The following is a 23,024-nucleotide window of genomic DNA, read 5'->3' on the forward strand; positions in this document are numbered from 1 at the left end:
GGCTATTTCCTTTTCTGCTTCTGGTCAAACCTGGGGGAGACGGCCTGCGGCTTCAGCTGCTGGTCCCGGCAGAAATGAGCTTCACCCCATTTGGATCGACAGTCTCTTCAAGAGCAGGATGTGACAGCCGGGCTGAATGAAGAGCATGCCGGCGAGTGATCAGAGATTGTACGCCGGAAGGGTTAGGGTGAAGCAGCTGATTGATTTCCTGCTCGAGACCGTCCGCAGTAGTTTCAATGTTGAGGCTCTGAAGCCGGAAGGAGCTGTCAATCTCGTCAACCGCCTCCTGATGCGTCTGAAGCTCTACCCGGAACGAATGACTAGTGGAAATAAACGTTCTTTTTTCTCCTCGCTGGATATGCAGTCCGGCCGTCTCAGCCTGCTGGCAAATAATCCCGAGCCGGCGTTCATTTGTCAGGTAGCCGATATGGTCAAACATGACCCGCTTGCCCTGGCCGAATGTAATATTGACGGAACCTCTGCGCATCTCAATAATACGGAATGTGATTGGTCTATCACGGAAATCATCCCAATCCAGCGGAGGGTCAAAGGAATGATAGCTGCCGTTGTATTTTCCAATACGCTGAGAGACGCGAAACCCCAGTCGGGCATAAAACGCTTCGGTTTGTTCTAAATAAGGCGTCCAGAGATGATAATGAAAAAGCATAGGGCAGCCTCCTGTTTCCATTTACTTCCATTGTACCAAAATAATCCAAAAGAAAAACCAGCTGTCATAATTATGGTAAAAGAGGGTAGAGAAAAAGTGAATATATCAAGATAAAAAGGAGTGTCTTCAATGACGGAGCCAGTATTTATCATTTCTACCGGGAGAAGCGGATCAACAGCTGTGTCTAACTGCATTCATCTTCACCCTAAACTTGTAAGCCTGTCTGAATTGATTCTTTCTGTTCATTATAATTTTGGGATCAGCGGTGAGGGATGGAAGGAATTCGATAAACAAACGTGGACGGGCAGCGAATTTTGGAGGCTGCTCGCCCAAAAAGAGCCGGTACGGCTGGCTCCGTACGAAAAGAAAGGGTTATACAATAAAGAAGTGCTTTATGAGAGAACAGAACATACGCTATTTAACGAGAAAACGGGCCTGCCGGCTATTGCGTCCATCACCCTTCCTCATTTAACCGATGAACCGGATAAGCTGTATCAGGAGCTTGAAGGAATCGTGCCGGCGTTTCCGGAAGGATCGCTGCCGGAACAGTACCAACGCCTGTTTAAGTGGTTGCAGCAGCGATTTGATGGTGATACGAGTGTGGAGCGTTCCGGATTTTCTACAGACGCAGTCGAATACTTAATAGACATGTTCCCGAATGCGAAATATGTTTTTTTATACCGGAATCCGCGGGAAATTGCCGTGGCTTTTAACCGCTTCCAGACGATGAAGATGGGAAAAGCTATTTTAAAGGCGATGGAAGAAAAAGGGGCTGACCCCTCCGATCCGTCGACAGAGGCTGAAAAGCTTGGCTCCTATCGGTGGCTTCACCCCGATTATTTTGAGCTTGAACAACTGCATCAGATAGATATGCCGTACCAGGAACTTGGGTCCTGGATTTCGAAGTCCTTGCTGCATGCAGGTCGTGTGATCGAAGATCTGCCGGAGACTCAGCAGCATTGGCTTCGGTATGAAGACCTGTTGAAAAAACCGGAAAAAGAGCTCCGGCGTCTGATTAGTTTTATAAACCCGCCGTCGGCGTCACAAGAAGCAAACGAACAATGGATAAAAGCAGGAGCTAAACTTATCAATCCCAAGCCGGAGACGTGGCCGGAGCTCCCGGAAGACAAAAGAACTGCGCTCGAAAAATCGGTGCAGCCGGCCCTTCGTTATTTAGGATATGAATAACTGGAAGTTTACGAATCCATATAAGTGGAAACAGTATTTAAAACCAGTAACTCCAGACACAGATTAAAATACAGAAAGGCTGGTCTAAAATAATGAAGGCAGTAACGATTCAAGGCAAAGAACACATGGAAGTCAAAGAAGTTGCAGACCCGAAAATTGAACGCAGCGACGACATGATTGTACGCATTACAGCCAGTGGTATTTGTGGATCGGACTTGCATTTATATAAAGGCGGTATTCCGACTCCGGAGGATTACGTTGTCGGCCATGAGCCGATGGGAATCGTAGAAGAAGTCGGTCCTGATGTAAAAACGCTGAAAAAAGGAGACCGTGTTGTTATTCCATTTAACATTGGATGCGGGGAATGCTATTACTGCACCCATCAAATGGAAAGCCAGTGTGACAATTCCAACCCGCACGCTGAAATGGGCGGGCTGTTTGGCTTCTCTGAGGATTTCGGAAACTTCCCAGGCGGCCAGGCGGAATATCTGCGCGTGCCATATGCTGATTTTACCTCCTTTAAAGTACCGGAAGACAGCGAGCTGAAGGATGAAAGTGTATTGTTTCTTTCAGACGTCGTTCCGACTGCATTCTGGAGCATTGAAAACAGCGGAGCGACTTACGGGGATACTATCATTATTTTAGGCTGCGGACCGATCGGGTTAATGGCGCAGAAATTTGCATGGATGAAGGGGGCTTCCCGTGTCATAGCGGTGGATCAGGTGCCTCATCGTCTCGAGCATGCAAGAAGAACCAACAACGTGGAAACGTACAATTTCAGTGAAACAAAAGAAATAGGCAAGCTGCTTCATGAAAACACAAAAGGCGGCGCAGATGTAGTCGTTGACTGTGTAGGTATGGATGGTACCGTGCCTCCGGATACCACGTTCGGTTCCGAGAGCGACAATCAGTTTGGTACTATCAGCCCGATTGTGACAGCTTCCCAATCTGTAAAGAAAAACGGAGTCGTGCAGCTGACTGGTGTTTACGGCACCGAAGCCAACAGCTTCCCAATCGGTGACTTCTTTACGAGAAACGTCGCGCTTACGATGGGACAGGCACCAGTCATTCATATGATGCCAAGCCTTTACCGGATGATTGAAAACAAACTTTTCGATCCGACGGATATTATTACGCACCCAATCCCATTGGAGGATGCAGCTGAAGGCTACCGTATCTTTGACGAAAAAGAAGATGGTAATATTAAAGTGATTCTGAAGCCATAAAATAATTCTAATATAATAAATGCGGACCCCTTAATCTTATACAGGGTCCGCATTTATTATGTTAAAAATAGAGAGATTAAAATAAAATGTTCCACGTGAAACACGGTATTAAGCATTTTTATAATAGACCAGGTTGTCGGTCCATGCATCGTTTTCGTAAATGAATCTCCGGCGCAGGCATTCGTATTCCATTCCGGTTTTTTCTGCAAGAGAAATGGATGGGTGGTTATCGACATTAATATGAGCTTCGATCCTATGAAAATGCAGATCATCAAAAGAAGCGCGTAGAACCTCCTGAACGGCTTCTTTGCCAAATCCCCGATTCCAGTGCTGGTTATGAATCATATAGCCGAGCATGCCCCATTGAAACTCTTCCCGTATTAACGTAGTAATATCAGCATGTCCCAGGTGATTTCCGTCTTTATGAAAAATATCGTATATATAGGTGTAGTCCTGCGCGGCCATTTCTTTTCGCTTTCGAATCATGTCCGTAAATTGTGCTTTTGTAAAACGATTGATTTTTGGGCGCCCGGGGTCGTATAAATGCTGGGATACTTTTCTTTTCGAGAGGGCCTGCTGGTAGTTATCAAAATCACTTGGCTGCAGGGGGCGTAGGATCAAACGCTCTGTCCTCCTGTGTTTTTGCGAAATGTTCATCATACATCTCCTATATTTAATATATCAATATAATATAAGGCTAACTTTTAAACATGTTTTCAAATGAAAAAGCCCCGTCTCTTTGAGCAAAGAGAGGAGCTTAAGGATGCTGTGAAGTTAATGAATATGTTTGACGCGTCCCACCTGGCCGTCTTCGAGCCGGACTTTAATACCGTGCGGATGGCTCGGGGAATTGGTCAGCAAATCCTTAACGATCCCCCGGGTCAGCGTGCCGCTCCGCTGATCTTTTTTTAATACAATATCCACTTCTGCTCCCGGGGTTACATCTTTACGCTTTGTGCCGTCCATAATATGTCCTTCCTTTCAACGGTGATGCTTTATTATAGCAGACAATCGAAAAGAGAAAACAATAAATTCTCTTTTCTGAATTGCTGCACCACCGGTTTAAATAAAAATACCGAGCCATACGGCACTTAGCATGGCGACCAGCAAAAGGCTCTTTTCTACAGCTGATACATGCTCGGGGTTGGAGTTATCCATTCGGCTGACAAGAATAAGAGATACGGCCATAAGCACGGCCAGCCCTGCTGCCGCCCACAGACGGTCATTACCGAGCCAAAAAATGGTGAGCCCCGAAATCACTAAATAACATACAGCGGGCATATGAGCGTAGGATGAGCCAAATTTACGTGTGAACCAGACTACAGTGGTGCGCTTTTCGGGAGAGGCCTGCATATCCGCTTCCCGGTCCGGAATATGGTGGACCATCACCCAGGCCAGACAGATCATGGCATTTATAAATGCGTTCTGCCAGGCCCATTCCGGAATATTTCCAAGCGCCAGCCATGCTCCGCCGAGACCGAGCGAAAATATGGACGGGAACAGGCTCAGCCATTCTCCGAGAAATGGTTTATAGCTGAGGCTTAGCGGGGGAAGGGAATAAGAAGCCGCTGCCCAGACGCCTATAAGAAGAAGCAGGCCTACTTTAATATAGCCGAAGAGAAAACAAAGTACAGCGATGCCCATCAATGCGATAGCAAGCCATTTTCCGACCAGCCATAACGATTTTAAAGACATGGCATTAGTCTGCAGAACGCGGCTGCCTCCGGAAAGAATAGCAGGGCTGTGTTCATCCGTGCCTGAAAGATAGTCAGCATAATCATTAAAAGCGTGAGTGAGAAGTCCGTGAATAAGGAAAGCGCCAATGGCGAGAAGAATAAAAACGGCTGTTAAATAAGGAGCAGAGAAAGACGAAAATAAAAAAAGCGGCAGCATGGTAGAGACAATCGTAGCGATGCTTGAGGATATAACGGCAATGGCACGAACAAGCATCCACGCACTGCGCAGCGTCCCGGCGAATTGATTGGCCATTCACATCTTTCCTTTCTGGTTCCAGATGATTTCAATTTTTCTGGTACCAGTATCCCATTTCCTGGCGGTTTCGTACAGCATCCAGGTGAGAAGAGGAGGCATAGAACAGTAAAAAGGGCGCTGTTCTATAAAAGAACAGCGCCTGCGGCTGCACCGCTGATAACGATTATCCACGGCGGAAGCTTCCAGAAGGCAAGCATCGTGAATAGAAAAGCAGCTAGTATAAAATCCAGTGAGGACGTAATGGATGAGGTCCAGATTGGATTATAAAAGGCAGCCAAAAGAATACCTACAACAGCAGCATTTACACCGGTCAACACGCCTTTCATATGTGTATTTTTACGAAGCAGGGACCAAAACGGCAGCGCTCCGATAATTAAAAGGAAAGCCGGTAAAAAAATGCCTGCAGAAGCGACCAGTGCTCCCTGCCAGCCGGACAGGACAGTGCCCAGGTAGGAAGCAAAGGTGAATAAAGGTCCTGGTACAGCCTGGGCTGCCCCGTAGCCCGCGAGGAACGTCTCTTCACTCATCCATCCGGTCGGGACAAATTCCCGTTCCAGCAGAGGAAGCACAACGTGACCGCCGCCGAATACAAGTGACCCGGCCCGGTAGAAGCTGTCAAACATGGCTACAAAGGTAGAGCCGGTCCATTCCCGTAAAAGCGGAAGTAGAGCGAGCAGAACAAAAAAGAGTGTCAGGCAGAAAGCACCTGTTTTGCGCGAAACGGTTTCGATAACATCCGTATTATCTGCCTCCTGGACTGAGCGGTACAGCACCCAGCCGGCTCCACCTGCTGCCAGTATGACGAGTACCTGTGCAAGTGAGGTCTGCCATAAAAGGGTACCGCTCATGGCGAGCAGGGCGATGGTGCGACGCTGAAGATCAGGGGTGAGTTTCTGGGCCATTCCCCATATCGCATGGGCAACAACTGCTACAGCGACAATTTTCAAACCCTGGAGCCATCCGGCATCGCTGACGTCGAGGCCCTCAACTGTGAGGGCGAAGATCACTAAAGCAATAACGGAAGGAAGTGTGAATCCCAGAAAGGAAATAAACCCTCCAACGAGACCTCCACGCACAATGCCTATTCCTATGCCGACCTGACTGCTGGCGGGGCCGGGCAGGAATTGACATAAGGCGACCAGGTCCGCATAGCTCTGCTCGTCGAGCCACTTTCTGCGCCGTACGTATTCTTCATGAAAATAGCCTAAATGGGCGATAGGACCGCCGAAAGAGGTCAGTCCCAGCCGGGTGGAAATCAAAAATATTTCGAGCCATTTTTGGCCCAATGTTTTCCCCATGGCGTTCTCTCCAGTCTTTACTTGATTTCTTTAAACAATTCATAAGCTTTTGCGCGGGCTTCCTGCAAAATGCCGGCCCCTTTATCTGTAGTAGTATAATATTTACGGATTTTTCCGTTTACGTTTTTATTTTCTTTGTATAAAAGGCCGTCATTTTCCATAGCATGAAGAATAGGGTAAAGAGTGCCCGCACTCATTGAATAGCCGTGCTCCTGCAGTTCCTCAAGCATCCATTGCCCGTATACGGGATGCTCGGAGGCATGGTGCAGAATGTGAATGTGAATAAAGCCTAAAAAAAGCTTGCGAAGCGTTTTATCTTCCATGATCGCTCATCCTTTCGGATTCCGATATCGAAACCCGATATCGGAATAATAACAATTATTTTTTATTATAGCAAGAGGGGAATACAAATTTGAAACCTTGCCGGAAAAATGAAAAAACGGCTCCGCCGGTCAGCCAGCGGAGCCGTTTTAGGTGCTTAAAGACTGTTCGTCTGTTCAAGTTCTGCTTCTACAATGTAACGATCAGGAGCACTGCCGATATAGTCAAAGGGGTAGCAGGTGGTGAGCGTAAGCGTCGGTTTGTCTTTGTCTACAATGACAGAGCGGTCCTCCGCGTCCGTCACCCATGTTTTCTGCAGCCGGTAAACGTATTGGGTGTTTTCATACTCGACAATAAGAGAGTCCCCGTCCTCAAGTTCGTCAAGCCCGGTGAAGACCGTGTCGCGGTGGCCGCTGAGCACTGTGTGGCGGGACTCGTCCGGAGTGGTTGTCCATTCGCTGACATACATACCAACGCCCTGGTCAAGCGCTTCATCATCTGTACCCCAATAGACGGAATAAGAGTTTCCAAGCTCCGGAATTTTTAATTTGGCTACATTTTCGCCTTTGTCCCATTGATCTATTTCATCGCTCATCACCGCCGAATCTCTGCTGTTGTCGGGGGAGGAAGCTTTATCGGGACTCGTGTCTGCATTGTTTCCTTCAGGCAGCGTATAGGCTTCTGGTTCCCCGGCAGCTTCCGCGGTAGAAGAATCGTCCTGCTCTTCGGAGCTATTATCGTCCGGAGCTTCATTCGCAGAATCATTGATTACGTCTTCTTCGTTGTTGGAAATTTTATCTACTCCTGCTCTAGCATCAAACCACTGGTATCCGAAGTACCCGGTAATACTCAGGCCGATAACAATCATCGCAATAAATACTTTTTCCATATATCCTCACTCCAGTAAAGGGACGTAACAGACCACAATAAACATTACTATTATTTCCATAATACACGGTCCATGGAGAAAAAAACAACCTTCACCAAAGAGGTGAAGGCTGCGTGATCGAAAGGTTGTTATGCCTGCTGACGGCGTCTTGTCCAAAGCAGGGCTCCGCCGGCGAGGCCGGCCAGAGCCAGGCCGCCAGCCATATAAGCCGGCTCGGCGCTTGCTGTTTCAGGCATTTCTCCGCCTTCAGCGCCTTCTTCCATTGAAGCACCGTCTTCGGACATGCCTTCTTCAGGCATTTCTTCCATGCCGTCCATTCCGTCCATACCTTCCATTTCATCCATCGGTACAGCCTCATTCATGACTTCCTCCGGCACTGTAATATCACCGACGCTGTTGAAATTGGAATAGGTGGAATCAGCTGTCAGGTTCATGTCTGTTGTGATTTCTTCCATCTCATACGAAGCATCCAGATTAATGGTGCTCGCTGTCATATAATGAGTGTCCTTATCTACGGTCAAGCTCATGGATACGTCCTGAATATCAATCATACTCCAGGTTTCTTCCATCATTTCCTCGTCAGCCATGCCGCTGCCCATATCCGACTGCATCATTTTACTGGCTGCTTCTTCTATCTCTTCACCGCTTCCTTCGTATGTGAGCACGTAGGAGTTCTCGGTCTCTTCTACGTCCATTTCGTCAGCAAAGGACTCTGAAGCTCCCATGTGCATGCCTGGATTTGTGGTCATCTCTTCCATACCACCCATCATGTCGCCGGGCATCATCGTCCAGCTGCCATCCGGCATTTCTATATAGTAGCCGTCTTCTGTCCAGTACATTTCTGTGGAGACTTCTTCACCGCTGACCGGATCGACCGTATTAGTTGTCTGGTGAAGAGCGAAAGGATCCATCGTAATATCCTGTTCCGATGTGGAGCTGTTTCTTATTGTTTCCCCTTCGCCAGCGGCGTTGGTAATTTCCTGTGAAATTTCGGTGGTGGCAGAATAGCTGTCGAGCTCAGCCATAGTTTCATTTGACTGCTGCAAAACATCCCCTGCATTCATTTCTTCTCCCTGGGCGGGTACGGCGATTACACCGAGAGCTAAAAAGCCGGCGCTGCTTCCTGTTATCCATTTTTTCATCCTTATTCGTCCTTTCTTTTCTTTCATGTATTCGGCAAAAGCTTATGTGGTAAACCACTGGCTTCTGGTATTCTATGGTAATTTTACCTTATAAATGTCGGTAATAAACGCATTTTTTAAAAATTTGTGAAAAATTATGAGAAAAAAAGCCTATGCAGCCATATTTTATGGAGGCTTCAGGCTTAAAAAACCGGCGGGAGCTTAAGCATGCCGGGTACGGGGGAAATATCTGCTTTTTTTCGTGCGGCTGCTTTTTACATGAAGAAGAATAAGCCCGGAAATCACCAAAAATAAGCCGGCAGCCTTCATCCATCCAAATGATTCCTGAAAAAGCAAAATGCCCGCCACGGCTGTTAAGGCAGTGCCAAGACCTGCCCATACAGCATATGCAACAGATAATGGGATCGATTTTAAGGCGAGGCTCAGGAAGAAAAAAGCCCCGATAAATGCTATAAAAACGGTCAGAGAGGGAATAAGGTTGGTGAAACCTTCGGAAAGCTTCAAGGACGTCGAAGCAATAACCTCAAATAAAATCGCAGCAAATAATAGAAGAACAGCACGCATACATTATTCCTTCCTTTCATCCTAAATTCATCAAAAGAATACCAATTACCAGAAAGACAATACCTAAAATGTTCGTTTTATTCATCTTTTCCCTGAAATAAAAAACGCCGATGCAGGTAGTCAAAATGGTGCCAAGGCCACTCCATGTAGCATAAACGACACCGAGCGGAAGGGTTTGAAGAACAAGAGCGAGCAGGTAAAAAGCAATACCCATCCCGGCTGCAAAGCCAATAGACGGAAGCAGCCTGGTAAAGCCATACGAAAGCTTGAGCATGGAAGAAGCGAATACTTCGCATACGACAGAGATAATAAGGAGCACATAAACCATTACATTTCTCCTTCGTCAAAGCGCCCCAAAAGGTTTTGAAGCAGACGTTCAGCCTGCGAAAGGGGCATGGTATTAATTTCAAAAATATGTGAAAACCAGATACCGTCACTTAACAGCCGAATCATTGAGGCTTCATCAGCTTGAAAAGCATCAGAAGCAAAAAGTGCCTGCCAGCGTTCATTGTATTCCTTCCAAAGATCGAGCACCTCTTTGTAATCAGCAAGGGTGGCAAGCAGGCTCGCATTTATTAAAAAATTACTTCCCGATCGAAGCTCTTCGAGTGTTGCTTCCGCATAAGCTTTAATATAGCTGCCGGCATTGCTACGTTTTTCTTCAATTAGTTCATGAAACCGGGCCAGTGCATAAGCGTTCATTTCGTATACGAGCCGTTCTTTATTTGGAAAATGGTAAAGCAGACCGCCTTTACTCACTTCCGCTTCATCTGCCACTGCGTGCAGAGTAAGGCGGTTAAAGCCGTCCCTGCGGATAATGCGGGCGGCAGCATGCATAATTTCCAGTCGTTTACTCATTGTTGATTCTCCTTTAACAGTTAACAGTCTGGACGGTATAGTAAAAAGTGTACCAGAGGCACGGATAAAAGGCGAAGAAGTAGCCAGCCTATCCATAACCGGTGCAAAGATCTGTATAAAAAAAGATTGAGCCGCGGAGCGCAGAGGCGCAGACGGGGACCTGAATGGTGGGAGGATGGCCGTGGTGTTTAGCCAACTTTTTGTGAATTTAACCATTTTAGTGACGTTCCTTTTTTTTTATTACCAGGTATTCCGTGAGCATTCCTTTTCGCGTGTAACCACTATTCCGATGAGGCTGTTTACCGGCGTGCTGTTTGGCGTACTCGGCATGGTGTTGATAGGGTTTGGCATCAGAGTAAACGAATACACCCTGATCGACCTGCGCCATATCCCAATTATGCTTAGCGCTTTGTTTGGCGGATGGATACCTGCGGTAGCGGCTGCGGTCATTATTTCGTTTTCCCGTATCGCCCTTGGTGGAGGGGCGATTGTTTTGTACCCGCTAAGCATGATTATTTTCAGTACAATGGTGTCTATTTTTATCGCCCGGATGGTTCGAAATCCGTGGCTTGCAGCATTCTATATGCTTCTATGCTCCAATATTTATTTTCTCCTTATTATGATGTACCAGCTGAATACTGTGAAACTTTATACGGAAGTGACACTCAGCTATTGGTTTGTGTCCTTTGCCGGAGCATTTGCAGCAGTATATATGGTAAAACGGCTGACTTATTCCAATCAGCTGCTTCATAAGTACCGGTCGGAGTCTTTAAAGGACCCGCTCACGGGCCTTGATAATCCGAGAAGCTTTGCCTATTCGTTAACAAAAAATCTCGAACAGGCTTCGAAAATGAAGCAGTCGGTGTCATTGCTCATTATCGATATAGATCATTTTAAAGATATTAATGATCGATACGGCCATGCAGCTGGAGATGATATTTTGAGGCAGCTTGGCACTGTGCTTCTTGAAATGGTCCGGCCCGAGGATTCTGTGTACCGCAAAGGCGGAGAAGAATTTACGATTATATTGTCCAACTGTCCAGCCTCCAAAGCAGTCGATATCGCTGAACGAATAAGAGAGCGGGTGGAAAAATATCCTTTCCTCACGGATCACCAGACATTGTATATTACTGTGTCGACCGGGGTTTCTATATTTCCTGAGACAGCTGTAGAGGAAAGAGAGTTGTTTAAGCAGGCAGATGACGCGTTGTATCAGGCAAAAGACCAGGGGCGTAACCAGACATGCATGTACTCGAAAAAAGACCTTATAAAATAGGTCTTTTTTATTGTTTGTAAATAATTGAGTCTTTTTTATAAATATGTATTCGAAAAAGTGTTTTTAAAACAGTTTATTGGGTATAAAGTATTAATGATATATAATAAAAAAGAACTAGAGAGGTATTAACCATGCAAAAAACAAAAAATAACGATCAGGTGTTAGACACGTCCCAGGTTTTACGTGCGCTGGAACAGTCGCTCGCTATCATTGAGTTCGATCTCAATGGAAGGGTGCTGTGGGCAAACCACAATTTTGCTGCGACGATGGAGTATCATGAAGAAGATATGGCAGGAATGCATCACCGGCAGTTCTGCACTCCGGATTTTGCCTCGAGCCGGGATTATGAAAGATTTTGGCAGGATCTGCGCGCAGGAAAATCCTTTCAGGATAAAATACAGCGGATGACGCGAAGCGGTAAGCTGGTAAGGCTTGAGGCTACGTACATGCCGGTGCTTGATGAGGCGGGGAATGTACATGCGGTGTTGAAGGCGGCGACAGATATTACCCTCCGGGAAGAAGAAATGACAAAGGTATCAGATTCTGTGCAGAACATGTCTGAAGATCTGTTAAAGAGGGCGGAGGACGGTATGACAAAAAGTCGTGAGATTACTGAAAACTCCCAGCAGGTAGTGGAAGAGGCAAATAACAATCTTGTAATTTTGGAGTCATTGGAGCAGCAGGCAGATTCTATCAGGGGGATCGTAAAAACGATTCGTGAAATTGCTGACCAAACGAATATGTTAGCTTTAAACGCAGCGATTGAGGCTGCAAGAGCCGGGGAGCACGGCCGGGGGTTTACGGTAGTGGCAGATGAAGTACGAAAGCTGGCGACGAGAGCTCATTCCTCCATCCAGGAGGTAAACAGTCACGTCGAGGGGATCACTGGGGAAGTGAGCAAGATCAGTGAGGGTACGATCCGTTCCCAAAAAGGAATGGAAAGCAGTCAGGAGCATATTAAGCAGGCTGTAAAAGAGTTCGAACATATTGGTACAGCAGCAAGAGGCCTGGAGGAAAGAGCAAAGCAATTCCGGCATATTTTATAAAAAGCAGCGGACCCATGTCCTTGCTTTTTTGTTTGCATAAAATGAATGTAAAACTTTAGGTTTAGTTCAAATGAATTAGATGCAATATATGTCATGCTATAATAAATACATTTCCAATTAATTGTATTAAACATTGTAGTAAAGGAGAGAGCACATATGGCGGTACGCCCTGAATTACTTATGCGTCTTCGTATCGAACAGCCCATTATTCAAGCCGGAATGGCCGGCGGGGTCACCACTCCGGAGTTAGTAGCTGAAGTCACAAAAGCAGGCGGGCTTGGGACTATAGGAGCCGGATATATGACTGCAGAGACTCTTCGTTCTGCTGTACAGCTTGTGAAAAAACAAACGTCGGGCCCATTTGCGGTAAATGTTTTCGTCCCGGAAAATCCGGAAGTGGTCGCTGAAGATGTTCAGGCAGCCAATGAAAAGCTCTCCCTGATTCATAAAGAATTAAAATTGGAGCCCCAAGCAATGCCTGAAAAGCTGCCTTCTTTCTTTGAAGAACAGCTTGAAATTATTATAGAAGAAGAAATTGCGGTTTGTAGTTTTACCTTCGGCATTCCTTCTGCTGCCCAGATTGAGCGGTTGAAAGCCCATGGCGTCTTTTTGATCGGTACTGCCACGACAGTTGAAGAAGCCGTTCAAAATGAACAGGCAGGGATGGATGCGGTCGTGGCTCAGGGAAGTGAAGCCGGCGGGCACCGTGGAACCTTTGTAGAATCCTTTGGGAAAGCGATGATCGGAACAATGGCTTTAGTGCCCCAGGTGGTGGACGGGGTCGATATCCCTGTAATTGCAGCTGGGGGAATTATGGATGGACGCGGTATTTTGGCGGCGCATGCCCTGGGCGCGGGAGCAGTGCAGATGGGGACTGCTTTTTTAACAAGCAGGGAAAGCGGCGCCCCGCAGGCCCATCAGGACGCGGTATTAATGAGTAAAGAAACGGACACCGCTGTTACTTCCATATTCAGCGGCAAGCCGGCTAGAGGGATTGCAAATAAAATGATGATATGGATGGAGGCGCTCGAGCATAACTGGCCGCCGTACCCCATTCAAAATATGCTAACGCAGCCGATTCGAAAAGAAGCGGCCAAACAAAACGAGCCTGCCTTTATGTCTCTTTGGAGCGGTCAGGGCACACGTCTGAGCGTACAGGAGCCGGCAGGTGCCATGATTAAGCGTCTTATGGAAGAAGCGGAGGAAACATGGGAAAGCCTTTAGAAAGACCCCGTATGTTCTGTTTGTTAAAATGAAAATATCATAAAAACAAAGGAGCAAAACGAATGGCGTTATCGAAGGATTACAACGAGAGACTCGCCGGGGAAAAAGAAGGACTAACGTACCGTGACCCTGTTGGTGAATTGATTCGGGAGCATGAAAAAAAGGGCGGCTTTGACAATCTGCCGGGACGCGGCAGGCCGCTGACAAAGGAGTATCTGCAAAGCGACACCTTTGACACCCTTTTAAAACGAAATGGATTTGTGCCTTCGTGGGTGCGGCTGCAGCGTGAAATCCGGCAGGATCTCGGGCGGATGCTGGAGCAGCAGACGGATGAAGCAATCTCTGATCGCCGTATAAAAAAAGAAATAAGTAAAATCAATAAAAAAGTCCGCCGGTACAATCAGCTTTGTCCAGCGCCAAGTCTGCAAAGGCGTTTAATAGAGAAAGAAAGCCTGCACAGACAGTATGAGTGCTGGCGTTAAACCGGTTGAAAGACACCGGTTTAAAATCAACCCTTTATGAAATATTTATTTCAATATATAATTTAAATGAAATAAATATTTATGGAGGTTCTTAATGTGAAAGAAACAAGCGTTTCCCGTAAAACTACACAATCAAGAAATCTTTACGAAAAAGCGAAGAAGGTAATGCCTGGTGGTGTTACTGCAAATATTAAATATTTTTCTCCGTATCCTATTGTGATGAAAAAGGGGGAAGGGAGTAAGCTATATGATGTAGATGGAAATGAATACATTGATTACCTGCTTTGTTACGGTGCTTTAATGACTGGACACGGGCATCCAAGGGTTATAGAAAAAGTAACAGAACAGCTTCATGACGCGGGTACGACTATTTTTGGCACTCCACACGAGCTGGAGATTATCATGGCAGAGAAATTAGTCTCCTTGTATAAATCTATTGATACAGTCCGCTATACTAATTCGGGTATGGAAGCAACTTTACTTGCTATACGAATAGCTGCTGCTTACACTGGAAAAAATCGACTGGCAAAATGTGAAGGCCATTATCACGGGGGATACAGTCAAGCACTGTACAGCGTGAATCCTGAACAAAATGAAGGAGGTCCTGAAAAGCAGCCGGAAGCAGTACCGGATTCTTCAGGCATGAGTTCTGAAGAAAAGCCGCTTATACTCCCGTTTAATAACGCTGGTGTAGCAGAATATCTTCTTAGAGCCAATGCTGCCACTATTTCTGCAGTTATTCTTGAACCAGTTCAGGGAGGATTTATTCCTGCTGATCCCGGCTTTCTTCAAATGCTCCGGAGAGTGACAAAGGAGCTTGGAATAGTGCTTATATTCGATGAGGTGAAGACTGGCTTTCGACTTGGACTCGGAGGCGCTCAGGAGGAGTACGGAATCACGCCTGACCTTACAGCTTTAGGTAAAGTTCTGGGGGGAGGATTCCCGGTTGGAGCTGTAGGAGGAAGTAAAAATATGATGGAAGTCAGTTCCCCGGACGGGGGTAAAGATATTCTGGCCGGCAATTCTTCAGAAGAAGGCAAAACTCTGTTTCACAGCGGGACTTACAACGGGCATCCCACGGTGTTGGCAGCCGGATTGGAAACGATAGCGCTATTAGAGGAACCAGGGGCTTTAAAGGGGATTTTTCAAAAAACTATGACGCTTCGGAAAGGCATCGAATCACTTTACGAGGAAGCAGGTATTCCCGTTCAAACAATAGGAAAAGGGAGTATCTTCAACTTTCTTTTTACTAAATCGCCTATTCACAATCACCGGGATTTAAAGCGTGTGAACATGGATTTTCGAAAACAAATCGATTGCAAATTGTTGGAATTAGGAATTTATACGAAGCCCCTCAATCGTTATTCCATGTCGATAGCCCATACAGAAGAGGATATTGAACGAACTGTACAGGCACATAAGCAGGCCCTCGCTGACATTTAAGAACAGGTAATGATTGAAGCGTAATCAAAAATGAAAAATGTTAAGCTGAAGGGGAAGTCATCTGGTAAAAAGGAAGAGAATAATGAAGGATATGAACGTATATAAATTGATTGCAGAAAAAATGTCCTCGATGACAAAGACTCAACAAAAACTGGGAAGGTACATCTTACAGCATCCGAATCAAGCCACGTTTCTAAAAGTCGGTGAACTGGCAGAGGAGGCGGGAGTGGGAGATGCTACTGTGGTTAGATTTGCAGTGCAACTAGGATTCTCCGGCTATCCAGCCCTCCAGGAACGGATGCAGGTTTCTTTACAGCAACAGCTCTCTACTGCAGAAAAAATGTATTTAAGTGAAGAAGTATATAAAGATGAAGCTCAAGGTATTCAACAGATCTTCCTCGGAGAGCAGGATAATATCCAGGCTACGTTAAAACAACTTGATATAAACGCTTTCCATCAAGTAGTACAGGATATTCTAGGGGCCAAACGTGTGTACATCATTGCTAATAGGAGTGCGAAGGCACTGGGGATTTTTATGCATTATTATCTAACAATGATGATTGATAAAGTAGAAATGATTGAGTTAATAGAGGAACAGGCAGATACATTATACGGGTTAAACGAGCAGGATCTGGTTGTCGGCATCAGCTACGCCAGGTACACGAAACGTACGACTGAGGTATTTTCATATGCAAAAGGTAAGGGAGCTAAAACAGCAGCATTAACTGATACCTGGGCTTCGCCTTTAGTACCGCACGCTGATAACGTGTTAACCGCTGAAAGTCAGATGCCTGCTATGATTAATTCATTTGTTGGGCCTCTTAGTGTTATTAACGCTCTATTAATCTATACTGGCCGGCAGAAGCAAAGCGGCTTTGAAAAAAAACTTCAGGACCTTGAAGAAGTGTGGAACAATTTCCAGGTGTTTGAGTAAAGGGTCAGACACCCGCAAAGTGAAAGCTTGAGGTAGTCGTCGTTCAGCCTTTACCTGCCGGGTAAGGGCTTCTTAATGTTAAAGCGTAAAGTTCTCAGTTTGAAAAGACTTCGAATATAAGAAATGAAGATTATTGTTATACTCGAGAGGGTAAAACGGGAAAGAGTTCTTAAATTTTTAAGGTTCCATGCTATGGGTCGTGACCAGAGGGAAGGAGTCAATGCTTTATTACCGCTACTCTATCAATTGTTGCATTTATACTTTCTGCTGCAGTTTCGGTATTTGCAGCCGTGAAACTGTCAGGTTATGCAGACATTATCAGCAGAAATACGAAGATTGGCGGGCTGCTGGCGGGGACTATTCTGCTGGCTGTTGCTACGTCTCTTCCTGAGCTAACCGCAACTATTTCGGCGAGTGTGATTGGCAATGCCGATATCGCCGTAGGCAATGGACTTGGAAGTATTATTTTTAATATTTTCTTTTTGTTTTTATTGGATATTTACTTTCGAAACAAACGATTGTTCCTTAAAGTATCAGACGATCATCTCTATACGGCTGTTATCGCGCTTCTGCTTTGTGTGGTAACTGCTGGCGGACTAATGCTTCATTACCCGCTCTCCTTTTTTGGGATAAGTGTTATCAGCTTGCTAGTAGTTGTTATTTATGTCGGCGGTATGTTCTATATATCTAAAAAGCAGAATGATGCGGCCGAAGAAGAGGAAAAAAAAGCTTCGCCGGACGAGAATGTAAATATTCGGCGTACTGTGATTAAATTTATTATGTTTGCTGTGGTTATCTTTGTATCTGGAAGTACGCTGTCTATATCAGGAGACGTGATGTCGAATACTACAGGTATCAGCGCTACGGCAGTTGGCAGTATTCTGGTCGCAACCGCCACCTCTCTGCCGGACGCTGTCAGCGTATTTGTAGCGCTTCGGCTGGCCAATGTGAATATGGCGATTGGGACGATTCTTGGAAGTAACATCTTTAACGTACTTGTAACAGCGATCGGGGACGTCTTTTACCGTGGCGGCAGTATTTGGATGGATACAAGCGATCAGACAACCATAATCGCCATTGCAGGATTTGTGCTCACGGGGCTGGTGATGATTATTGTGAAAAGAGATAGGACCAGAAATGCTTTCACCTACATGCTACCCTCGCTTGTAGTTGTGATAGGCTATATGGTTATGATTGCTTCCATTTTATTTTATAACGGAAGCACGTAAAAGCAGGCGCCCGCCTGCTTTTTTTATGGAAAAATATAATAAATAACCAGGCAGGTTAGTTGCACAAGCAACTAATCGTTTATAAAGTGGATAGAGTAAAATATAGACAAAGGAGTAATCTAAGTGTCTCAAAAGCTGGCTATACTATCCATTTCATTGATCACTGTTATGGCGGGGGCTACTATTTCTCCGGCGCTCGGTTCCATTTCTGAAGCTTTTCCCGACGCAAATGAAACCTCGATTAAATTAATCAATACCCTGCACGCATTGTTCATCATTCCATTTACTTTTATATCAAGCCGGCTCACGAAACGAGTGTCCAAAAAGTCTGTTTTAACAGCCGGACTCATCCTTTATGTTATTGGAGGTTTGGGAGGGGCTGTTGCTTCAACGCTTTGGCTGTTGCTCGTTTCAAGAGCGGTGCTCGGTATCGCCGTTGGGTTGATCATGCCGATATCGACGAGTCTGATCCCGGATTTTTATGAAGGTAAAGAAAAAACCGTCATGATGGGAAGAGTTAGCGCCTCCAATCAGCTGGGCGGTATTATCTCCATCGTGCTTGCGGGCATACTGGCAGGTATTTTGTGGAGGCTGACATTTGTAGTTTACGGCCTGGCCCTGTTGGTGCTTGTACTTGTTTTCCTTTTTCTTCCTAAACAGAAGCCGGAAGCGGCATCGGTGTCAGAAGACAGCGCATCGAGAGGAGTGGAAAAGTCTATTTTTGCTCTTGCCGGCGGTATGTTTATTGTCTTCTTATTCTTTTATTCCATTCCGACGAATATGGCAATCTTTCTGCAGGAGAGCAATATTGCTTCTGCTTCCCTGGCCGGGGTGATGATTGCTTCTTTAAACGTAGGAGGCTTTGCTGCAGGATCTATGCTTGGCAGTATTACAGATCGGCTGGGCAGATGGACAGTCCCTTTACAGCTGGCTGTAACTGGTTTCGGGTTCGTCCTTATCGCTTTTGGCGGGCAGGCGGTATTGATTACAATAGGTATCATTTTGATTGGTATCGGGCTTGGTACAATTATTCCGTTGATTTTTGACCGCGTGACGAAGGTGTCGAGCGCTGCCCAAATGTCTTTAGCAATAGCGGTGGTGCAGAGCTTTATGTATTTCGGACAATTTACGTCGCCGCTCGTGCTGGATGTTGTCGGCCGCCTGGCAGGTGGTTCGATCGGTACCAATCAGTTTATATACACCTTTTCTGGTATCACAGCTCTTGTAGTGGCAGTAATGGTGTTTCTGTTTATAGCTTTTGGGAAACGTAAGGCCCAGGAGGAGGAATAGTATGACTGTTTATTCTGTAGGAAAATGGGCAGCTGTTATTCAACGTTACACTCATCAATACATTGATAAACGATTCAATCATTTTGGTTTAGGGAATACAGAAGTGCTTGTACTTTTAACGTTATACGATCAGGAAAATGTACCTCAGGAGTACATTACCAGGCAGATAGTGATGGATAAAGCTACAATTACGCGCGCTATAAAACGCCTCGAAGAAAAAGGATATCTTTACCGGAAAGAGAGCGTTTCGGACCGTAGGGAAAAGATCGTTTTTCTTTCTGAAGCGGCCTGGAAAATAGAAAAAGAAATTTCAGAAGCGATGCGGGAGTGGAGAGATATTATGACAAAAGAGTTTACAGAGGAAGAAAAGCATACGCTTCTCAGGCTCATGGAAAGAGCGGCGGAGGGGGCAAGGGCCGAAGTGGAGTCCGGGTAGAGTGTTTGTGGCAGCAGGCAGGCCGTGGTAGCATAAAGATATATACTCCGCATAATTCTATTATTTCCCCGGCGCTCGCTGCCCTTCATTATGTCATCTTATCAATTTCCATCCGTGTATATTCCATATATAGGAGGTGTATAGTTACTTGCGAAGAGAAACCAAATTTTTATTTTCTTTTATGCCTTTCACTACCTACGATAAAGAAAAAATCCGTTTGAAGGAGCAGCGCCAAAAAGGATGGCAGGTCCAGGACTGCTCTCTGCTCGGTTATTCTTTGTCAGAAGTAAGGGAAGAAGAAAAGGAATATCAGTTCATCATGTCGAAAGATTATCAGGGATTGCGGAAAATTTCTGAGGATGAATGGACACTTCTGTGTTCCTCCCCGGTACTCCACATATTTGAAGGGGAGAAAGATGCTTCGTCCTTTCAGGACCACTGGACGCTTTATTTTTTGGAGGAGTACCGAAAAAAATGCCGGAGGTGGGGGGTTACAGCTGCAGTAAGTGCCCTTTTGTTTATAGTATTTCTGCTTTTGGTGGTAACTGATTTGAACCTGCCGGGCGTGGCAGTGAATTTTGCCTTTTTTATGCTCTCATTGTTTACGGGAATAGTAGCCTTTACCGTGATAAGGTGGCTCCGGACGCTTGCAGTCATCAACCAGGCTAAGCAGATTGTCAGTACCGGCACAAAATGATATTTTATCCTGTACATGAAAGGACGGCCTTCATGGAAGAAGAGCTTCGTTATTTGAATGAAGAGGACAAAAAACGATTTGAAGAAATTCAGGCAAAGCTTGAAGGAAATATTTCGTATGAAGACCAGAAAAAGCTCGTGACAGAGCTGGCAATACTGCGTGAAAGAAACGAACTCAAAAAAAGATCCCGGCCGGAATAGGCACGGGATCTTGCTGTATTCATGCCTCTGGTTTAATACATACAGCGATGCCGAGAGGGTAGTGAACACCGGGACGGGCGGGACGCTCGAAAGCGACTCCCTGTTGGTAATAAAGCTGCAGCTTCTCCCACGGCCAGTCTTCTCTTGATAAGAGCTCTTCCCATTCCTCTGTCGTCAACTGATGGTAATGAAAAGCGGAATTGCTTGGCTTGTGCCTTCCCTGGCCGAAGGGTGTAGAAACGATGAGTGTACCGCCAGGGCGAAGCAGGGCGTACATGCGTTTCATAAAGATACGGTCATCGGGCACGTGTTCAATGGTCTCAAAGGAAACAATCGTATCGAACGTGCCTATCTGCATGGGGAGACTCTCATCAAGAGCATCTCCTGTCTGGAAAGAAAGCTGGGGATGATAATAGTGCTTTTGGGCAAATACTATCGCCTCAGCGTCAATGTCTACGCCGAGCACATAGTCTACCTCACGTTTTTTGCCTTTAGCTGTCATCTGGGCTCCGTAGCCGACCCCGCAGGCAATATCAAGCACGCGGCCCTTCGCGTACGGCATGGCAAAATAATAGCGGGCGAGATGCTCAAGCAGCATCCCGTTGGTCGGTTTCATTTCTGAAGGGATGATTCGTTCTCCTGTGTCTTTTAGCACGAATAGTCACCGCTATCTGTATAGTTTAGTCTTCTCATCATATAAAAAGAAAGAAGGGAATTGCAAGGCTGAAAAATACTACGGGAGGCAGCAGCTTCCGTTACGCAGCATATGATACATATTTGACAAACAGGAGAGCATCGTATATATTTTTTATATACCCTCATGGGTAATAAAAAGGGATGAAGGCAGTATAAATAAATACTCTATTTGAAAGGAGGAGCCTTTCATGGAATACAATGATCAAATGAAAAACCGGGTAAAACGGGTAGAAGGACAGGTCCGCGGCATTCTTCGAATGATGGAAGAAGAAAAAGACTGTAAAGAGCTTGTTTCTCAGATGAATGCTGCACGTACAGCGCTCGATCGAGCGATCGGTCTGGTAGTGAGTGCGAATCTCGAGGAATGTGTGCGTGAACAGATAGAAAAAGGGGAAGATAGCGAAGAGCTGATCCAGGAAGCTGTTAATCTTCTGGTTAAAAGCAGGTAATCAACCGGGTTAATAAATTTTTAAAAGAAATAAAAGAAGCTTTTTAGCATATACTGAAAAAAGAAATAGATCAAACTGTTTAATGACTATAAGCCGCGTTCTTCCATGTGAAGAACGCGGCTTATTTAGTATGAACTATTGTCGTTTTTTTATACATTCTAAATAATTCATCACCGACACCAGGCGAACTGTATAAATAACCCTGATATTCATGACATTTTTTTGTCGTAAAAACTTTAATTGCATAGAGGTTTCAACATCCTCCGCGATAACATGAAAATTCAATTGTCCCGCAAAGTGTAGAATACTTTCGACAATAGCTGTTTCACGTGAAACACCGTTCATGCCCTGAATAAATGTTTCACCAATTTTGAGCGTATCAAGAGGAAAATTCTTTAAATATCCAGGTGAAGAATAACCGACACCAAAATCATCCAGAGAAAGCTTCATCCCGAGATTTTTTAACTGGTTGAGAACAGGGATAGCTTCTTTGGCATGCTGGATAATATTTTCCGTCAGTTCAATTTCAAGCACAGACGGCTCGAGACCTGTTTCCTTCTTCCAAACTTTGGTCTGGCGGCACGCTTCTTTTAGTATAAAACGGCCAAGGGGGATGAGCAGGCCGGTTTCTTCTGCTAAAGGGATAAATTCATCCGGAAGAGTTAGCCTAAGCTCGAGGCGACCCCAACGAACTAAAGCTTCAGTGTTTTTTTCGTTTTTAGGAAAAAGACTGATACCGATGGAGGCAGATACAAACATTTCAAAGCGGTCGATAATAACCGGCACGTTCAACATATCCAGAATACCTTCAGCCATATGAGCTGCCTGATAACCCTCCGCACGAGAAAGAACCACGACGAATTTTTAATATGTATATTAAGTAATATACGGGCGATCAAAAATTTTAAAGAACTATACCTTTTTTTTAAATTTTCCGGATGATAACAAGATAAAAGGGGTATAGATTTTAGGGCGATCGGCATAAGTTAAATTAAAAATTAATAAAGGTGGCTTTGCAATGCAGGGAGAGGACCGTGAAGTAGTATTTATCTCAGACAAGATCCATGCAATTATTCTTTTTTTGGATGATATTATCATTCAGGAAAAATATCACGTGAAGGATATTGAAAAGCTTCAGCCTGAAACGATGGAATCTCAAAAGCATAAATCAGCAATTATTTTAAACATTATGGAACGCACGGCAGAATTACTCCGTGGACGGTTTCCCGACTGCTGTGAAGCAGGGTCGCAGGTTACTTACACTGTGAGGGATCTGGAAAAGGCGAGGGAAGATTTAAAAACAATTCACAATGAAACTTTTAAAGAGTACGGAATTATTAAGTCCACGTACGAACCGGGAGAGAAAAACGAAGATTCTTTTATTACGAAAACGGTTGTAGGCCTGGTGAACTACAATGTGCATCTATTTGAAACAAAGTTTCTGGACTACATAGACCCACACGCTCTCTAGGTGAAA

28 protein-coding genes are annotated in these 23,024 nt (G+C 45.3%); 15 read left to right on the forward strand and 13 right to left on the reverse strand.

What is annotated here, in order from left to right; translation table 11 throughout:
- Positions 1-52: 52 nt before the first annotated feature.
- Complete coding sequence (locus Q9M42_RS04875; RefSeq protein ID WP_322525398.1) at positions 53-667, reverse strand: hypothetical protein; 615 nt, start codon at positions 665-667, stop codon at positions 53-55.
- 129 nt (positions 668-796) lie between these two features.
- On the opposite strand from Q9M42_RS04875, the gene Q9M42_RS04880 reads away from it, so the two are divergent.
- Entirely contained in the window at positions 797-1,855 is a 1,059-nt protein-coding gene (locus Q9M42_RS04880; RefSeq protein WP_322525399.1) for a sulfotransferase, read from the forward strand.
- A gap of 92 nt (positions 1,856-1,947) precedes the next feature.
- Positions 1,948-3,081 carry an alcohol dehydrogenase catalytic domain-containing protein gene (locus tag Q9M42_RS04885; RefSeq protein WP_322525400.1) on the forward strand — a complete coding sequence of 378 codons (1,134 nt, stop codon included), beginning with the start codon at positions 1,948-1,950 and terminating at the stop codon, positions 3,079-3,081.
- 108 nt (positions 3,082-3,189) lie between these two features.
- Here the strand turns inward: Q9M42_RS04885 and Q9M42_RS04890 are convergent, their stop codons facing one another.
- The 10 genes from Q9M42_RS04890 to Q9M42_RS04935 all read right to left on the reverse strand — a co-directional run bounded on the left by Q9M42_RS04890 (position 3,190) and on the right by Q9M42_RS04935 (position 10,145).
- Positions 3,190-3,702 (reverse strand): GNAT family N-acetyltransferase, encoded by a 513-nt coding sequence (locus tag Q9M42_RS04890; RefSeq protein ID WP_322525401.1) that lies wholly within the window; start codon positions 3,700-3,702, stop codon positions 3,190-3,192.
- Positions 3,703-3,855: 153 nt separating this feature from the next.
- Complete coding sequence (locus tag Q9M42_RS04895; RefSeq protein ID WP_298786688.1) at positions 3,856-4,047, reverse strand: YwbE family protein; 192 nt, start codon at positions 4,045-4,047, stop codon at positions 3,856-3,858.
- A 96-nt stretch (positions 4,048-4,143) separates the two neighbouring features.
- Positions 4,144-5,070, reverse strand: coding sequence for a prenyltransferase (locus Q9M42_RS04900; protein ID WP_322525402.1), 927 nt, complete (start codon positions 5,068-5,070; stop codon positions 4,144-4,146).
- Between the two features lie 125 nt (positions 5,071-5,195).
- Positions 5,196-6,371, reverse strand: a complete 1,176-nt coding sequence (gene chrA / locus Q9M42_RS04905; protein ID WP_322525403.1) for a chromate efflux transporter — start codon at positions 6,369-6,371, stop codon at positions 5,196-5,198.
- A 17-nt stretch (positions 6,372-6,388) separates the two neighbouring features.
- A complete protein-coding gene (locus Q9M42_RS04910) occupies positions 6,389-6,694 on the reverse strand; it encodes a PadR family transcriptional regulator (RefSeq protein ID WP_322525404.1) in 306 nt (101 codons plus the stop codon).
- A gap of 155 nt (positions 6,695-6,849) precedes the next feature.
- Positions 6,850-7,581, reverse strand: a complete 732-nt coding sequence (locus tag Q9M42_RS04915) for a class D sortase (RefSeq protein ID WP_322525405.1) — start codon at positions 7,579-7,581, stop codon at positions 6,850-6,852.
- A 128-nt stretch (positions 7,582-7,709) separates the two neighbouring features.
- Positions 7,710-8,723 (reverse strand): DUF6612 family protein, encoded by a 1,014-nt coding sequence (locus Q9M42_RS04920; protein WP_322525406.1) that lies wholly within the window; start codon positions 8,721-8,723, stop codon positions 7,710-7,712.
- 201 nt (positions 8,724-8,924) lie between these two features.
- Positions 8,925-9,287, reverse strand: coding sequence for a DMT family transporter (locus Q9M42_RS04925; RefSeq protein ID WP_322525407.1), 363 nt, complete (start codon positions 9,285-9,287; stop codon positions 8,925-8,927).
- Positions 9,288-9,303: 16 nt separating this feature from the next.
- Positions 9,304-9,615 (reverse strand): DMT family transporter, encoded by a 312-nt coding sequence (locus Q9M42_RS04930; RefSeq protein WP_322525408.1) that lies wholly within the window; start codon positions 9,613-9,615, stop codon positions 9,304-9,306.
- Positions 9,615-10,145 carry a TetR/AcrR family transcriptional regulator gene (locus Q9M42_RS04935; RefSeq protein ID WP_322525409.1) on the reverse strand — a complete coding sequence of 177 codons (531 nt, stop codon included), beginning with the start codon at positions 10,143-10,145 and terminating at the stop codon, positions 9,615-9,617. Before Q9M42_RS04935 ends, Q9M42_RS04930 begins: the two co-directional genes overlap by 1 nt.
- Before the next feature lie 184 nt (positions 10,146-10,329).
- On the opposite strand from Q9M42_RS04935, the gene Q9M42_RS04940 reads away from it, so the two are divergent.
- The 11 genes from Q9M42_RS04940 (at position 10,330) to Q9M42_RS04990 (ending at position 20,402) form a co-directional block, all read left to right on the forward strand.
- Entirely contained in the window at positions 10,330-11,421 is a 1,092-nt protein-coding gene (locus Q9M42_RS04940) for a GGDEF domain-containing protein (RefSeq protein WP_322525410.1), read from the forward strand.
- Positions 11,422-11,552: 131 nt separating this feature from the next.
- A complete protein-coding gene (locus Q9M42_RS04945; protein ID WP_322525411.1) occupies positions 11,553-12,467 on the forward strand; it encodes a methyl-accepting chemotaxis protein in 915 nt (304 codons plus the stop codon).
- A 156-nt stretch (positions 12,468-12,623) separates the two neighbouring features.
- Positions 12,624-13,691, forward strand: a complete 1,068-nt coding sequence (locus tag Q9M42_RS04950) for an NAD(P)H-dependent flavin oxidoreductase (RefSeq protein ID WP_322525412.1) — start codon at positions 12,624-12,626, stop codon at positions 13,689-13,691.
- A 62-nt stretch (positions 13,692-13,753) separates the two neighbouring features.
- Positions 13,754-14,173 carry a J-domain-containing protein gene (locus tag Q9M42_RS04955; protein ID WP_322525413.1) on the forward strand — a complete coding sequence of 140 codons (420 nt, stop codon included), beginning with the start codon at positions 13,754-13,756 and terminating at the stop codon, positions 14,171-14,173.
- A 96-nt stretch (positions 14,174-14,269) separates the two neighbouring features.
- Positions 14,270-15,616: an aspartate aminotransferase family protein gene (locus Q9M42_RS04960; protein WP_322525414.1), complete on the forward strand. Its 1,347-nt coding sequence runs from the start codon at positions 14,270-14,272 to the stop codon at positions 15,614-15,616.
- An 82-nt stretch (positions 15,617-15,698) separates the two neighbouring features.
- Positions 15,699-16,550, forward strand: coding sequence for a MurR/RpiR family transcriptional regulator (locus Q9M42_RS04965; RefSeq protein WP_322525415.1), 852 nt, complete (start codon positions 15,699-15,701; stop codon positions 16,548-16,550).
- Positions 16,551-16,795: 245 nt separating this feature from the next.
- Positions 16,796-17,779, forward strand: a complete 984-nt coding sequence (locus tag Q9M42_RS04970) for a sodium:calcium antiporter (protein WP_322525635.1) — start codon at positions 16,796-16,798, stop codon at positions 17,777-17,779.
- Between the two features lie 123 nt (positions 17,780-17,902).
- Positions 17,903-19,069, forward strand: coding sequence for an MFS transporter (locus Q9M42_RS04975; protein ID WP_322525416.1), 1,167 nt, complete (start codon positions 17,903-17,905; stop codon positions 19,067-19,069).
- Between the two features lies 1 nt (position 19,070).
- Complete coding sequence (locus Q9M42_RS04980) at positions 19,071-19,505, forward strand: MarR family winged helix-turn-helix transcriptional regulator (protein ID WP_322525417.1); 435 nt, start codon at positions 19,071-19,073, stop codon at positions 19,503-19,505.
- Between the two features lie 148 nt (positions 19,506-19,653).
- Positions 19,654-20,202, forward strand: a complete 549-nt coding sequence (locus Q9M42_RS04985; RefSeq protein WP_322525418.1) for a DUF2812 domain-containing protein — start codon at positions 19,654-19,656, stop codon at positions 20,200-20,202.
- A gap of 32 nt (positions 20,203-20,234) precedes the next feature.
- Positions 20,235-20,402: a hypothetical protein gene (locus Q9M42_RS04990; protein ID WP_322525419.1), complete on the forward strand. Its 168-nt coding sequence runs from the start codon at positions 20,235-20,237 to the stop codon at positions 20,400-20,402.
- A 19-nt stretch (positions 20,403-20,421) separates the two neighbouring features.
- Here the strand turns inward: Q9M42_RS04990 and Q9M42_RS04995 are convergent, their stop codons facing one another.
- Positions 20,422-21,018: a class I SAM-dependent methyltransferase gene (locus Q9M42_RS04995; protein ID WP_322525420.1), complete on the reverse strand. Its 597-nt coding sequence runs from the start codon at positions 21,016-21,018 to the stop codon at positions 20,422-20,424.
- A gap of 268 nt (positions 21,019-21,286) precedes the next feature.
- Between Q9M42_RS04995 and Q9M42_RS05000 the strand changes: the two genes are divergently transcribed.
- Entirely contained in the window at positions 21,287-21,547 is a 261-nt protein-coding gene (locus Q9M42_RS05000; protein ID WP_322525421.1) for a metal-sensitive transcriptional regulator, read from the forward strand.
- Between the two features lie 135 nt (positions 21,548-21,682).
- Here the strand turns inward: Q9M42_RS05000 and Q9M42_RS05005 are convergent, their stop codons facing one another.
- Complete coding sequence (locus tag Q9M42_RS05005) at positions 21,683-22,363, reverse strand: GGDEF domain-containing phosphodiesterase (RefSeq protein ID WP_322525422.1); 681 nt, start codon at positions 22,361-22,363, stop codon at positions 21,683-21,685.
- 202 nt (positions 22,364-22,565) lie between these two features.
- Between Q9M42_RS05005 and Q9M42_RS05010 the strand changes: the two genes are divergently transcribed.
- A complete protein-coding gene (locus Q9M42_RS05010; RefSeq protein ID WP_322525423.1) occupies positions 22,566-23,018 on the forward strand; it encodes a hypothetical protein in 453 nt (150 codons plus the stop codon).
- Positions 23,019-23,024 lie beyond the last annotated feature (6 nt).

It is taken from the genome of Marinococcus luteus, from assembly GCF_034497705.1.
GTDB classification, from domain to species: Bacteria; Bacillota; Bacilli; order Bacillales; family Marinococcaceae; genus Marinococcus; species Marinococcus luteus_A.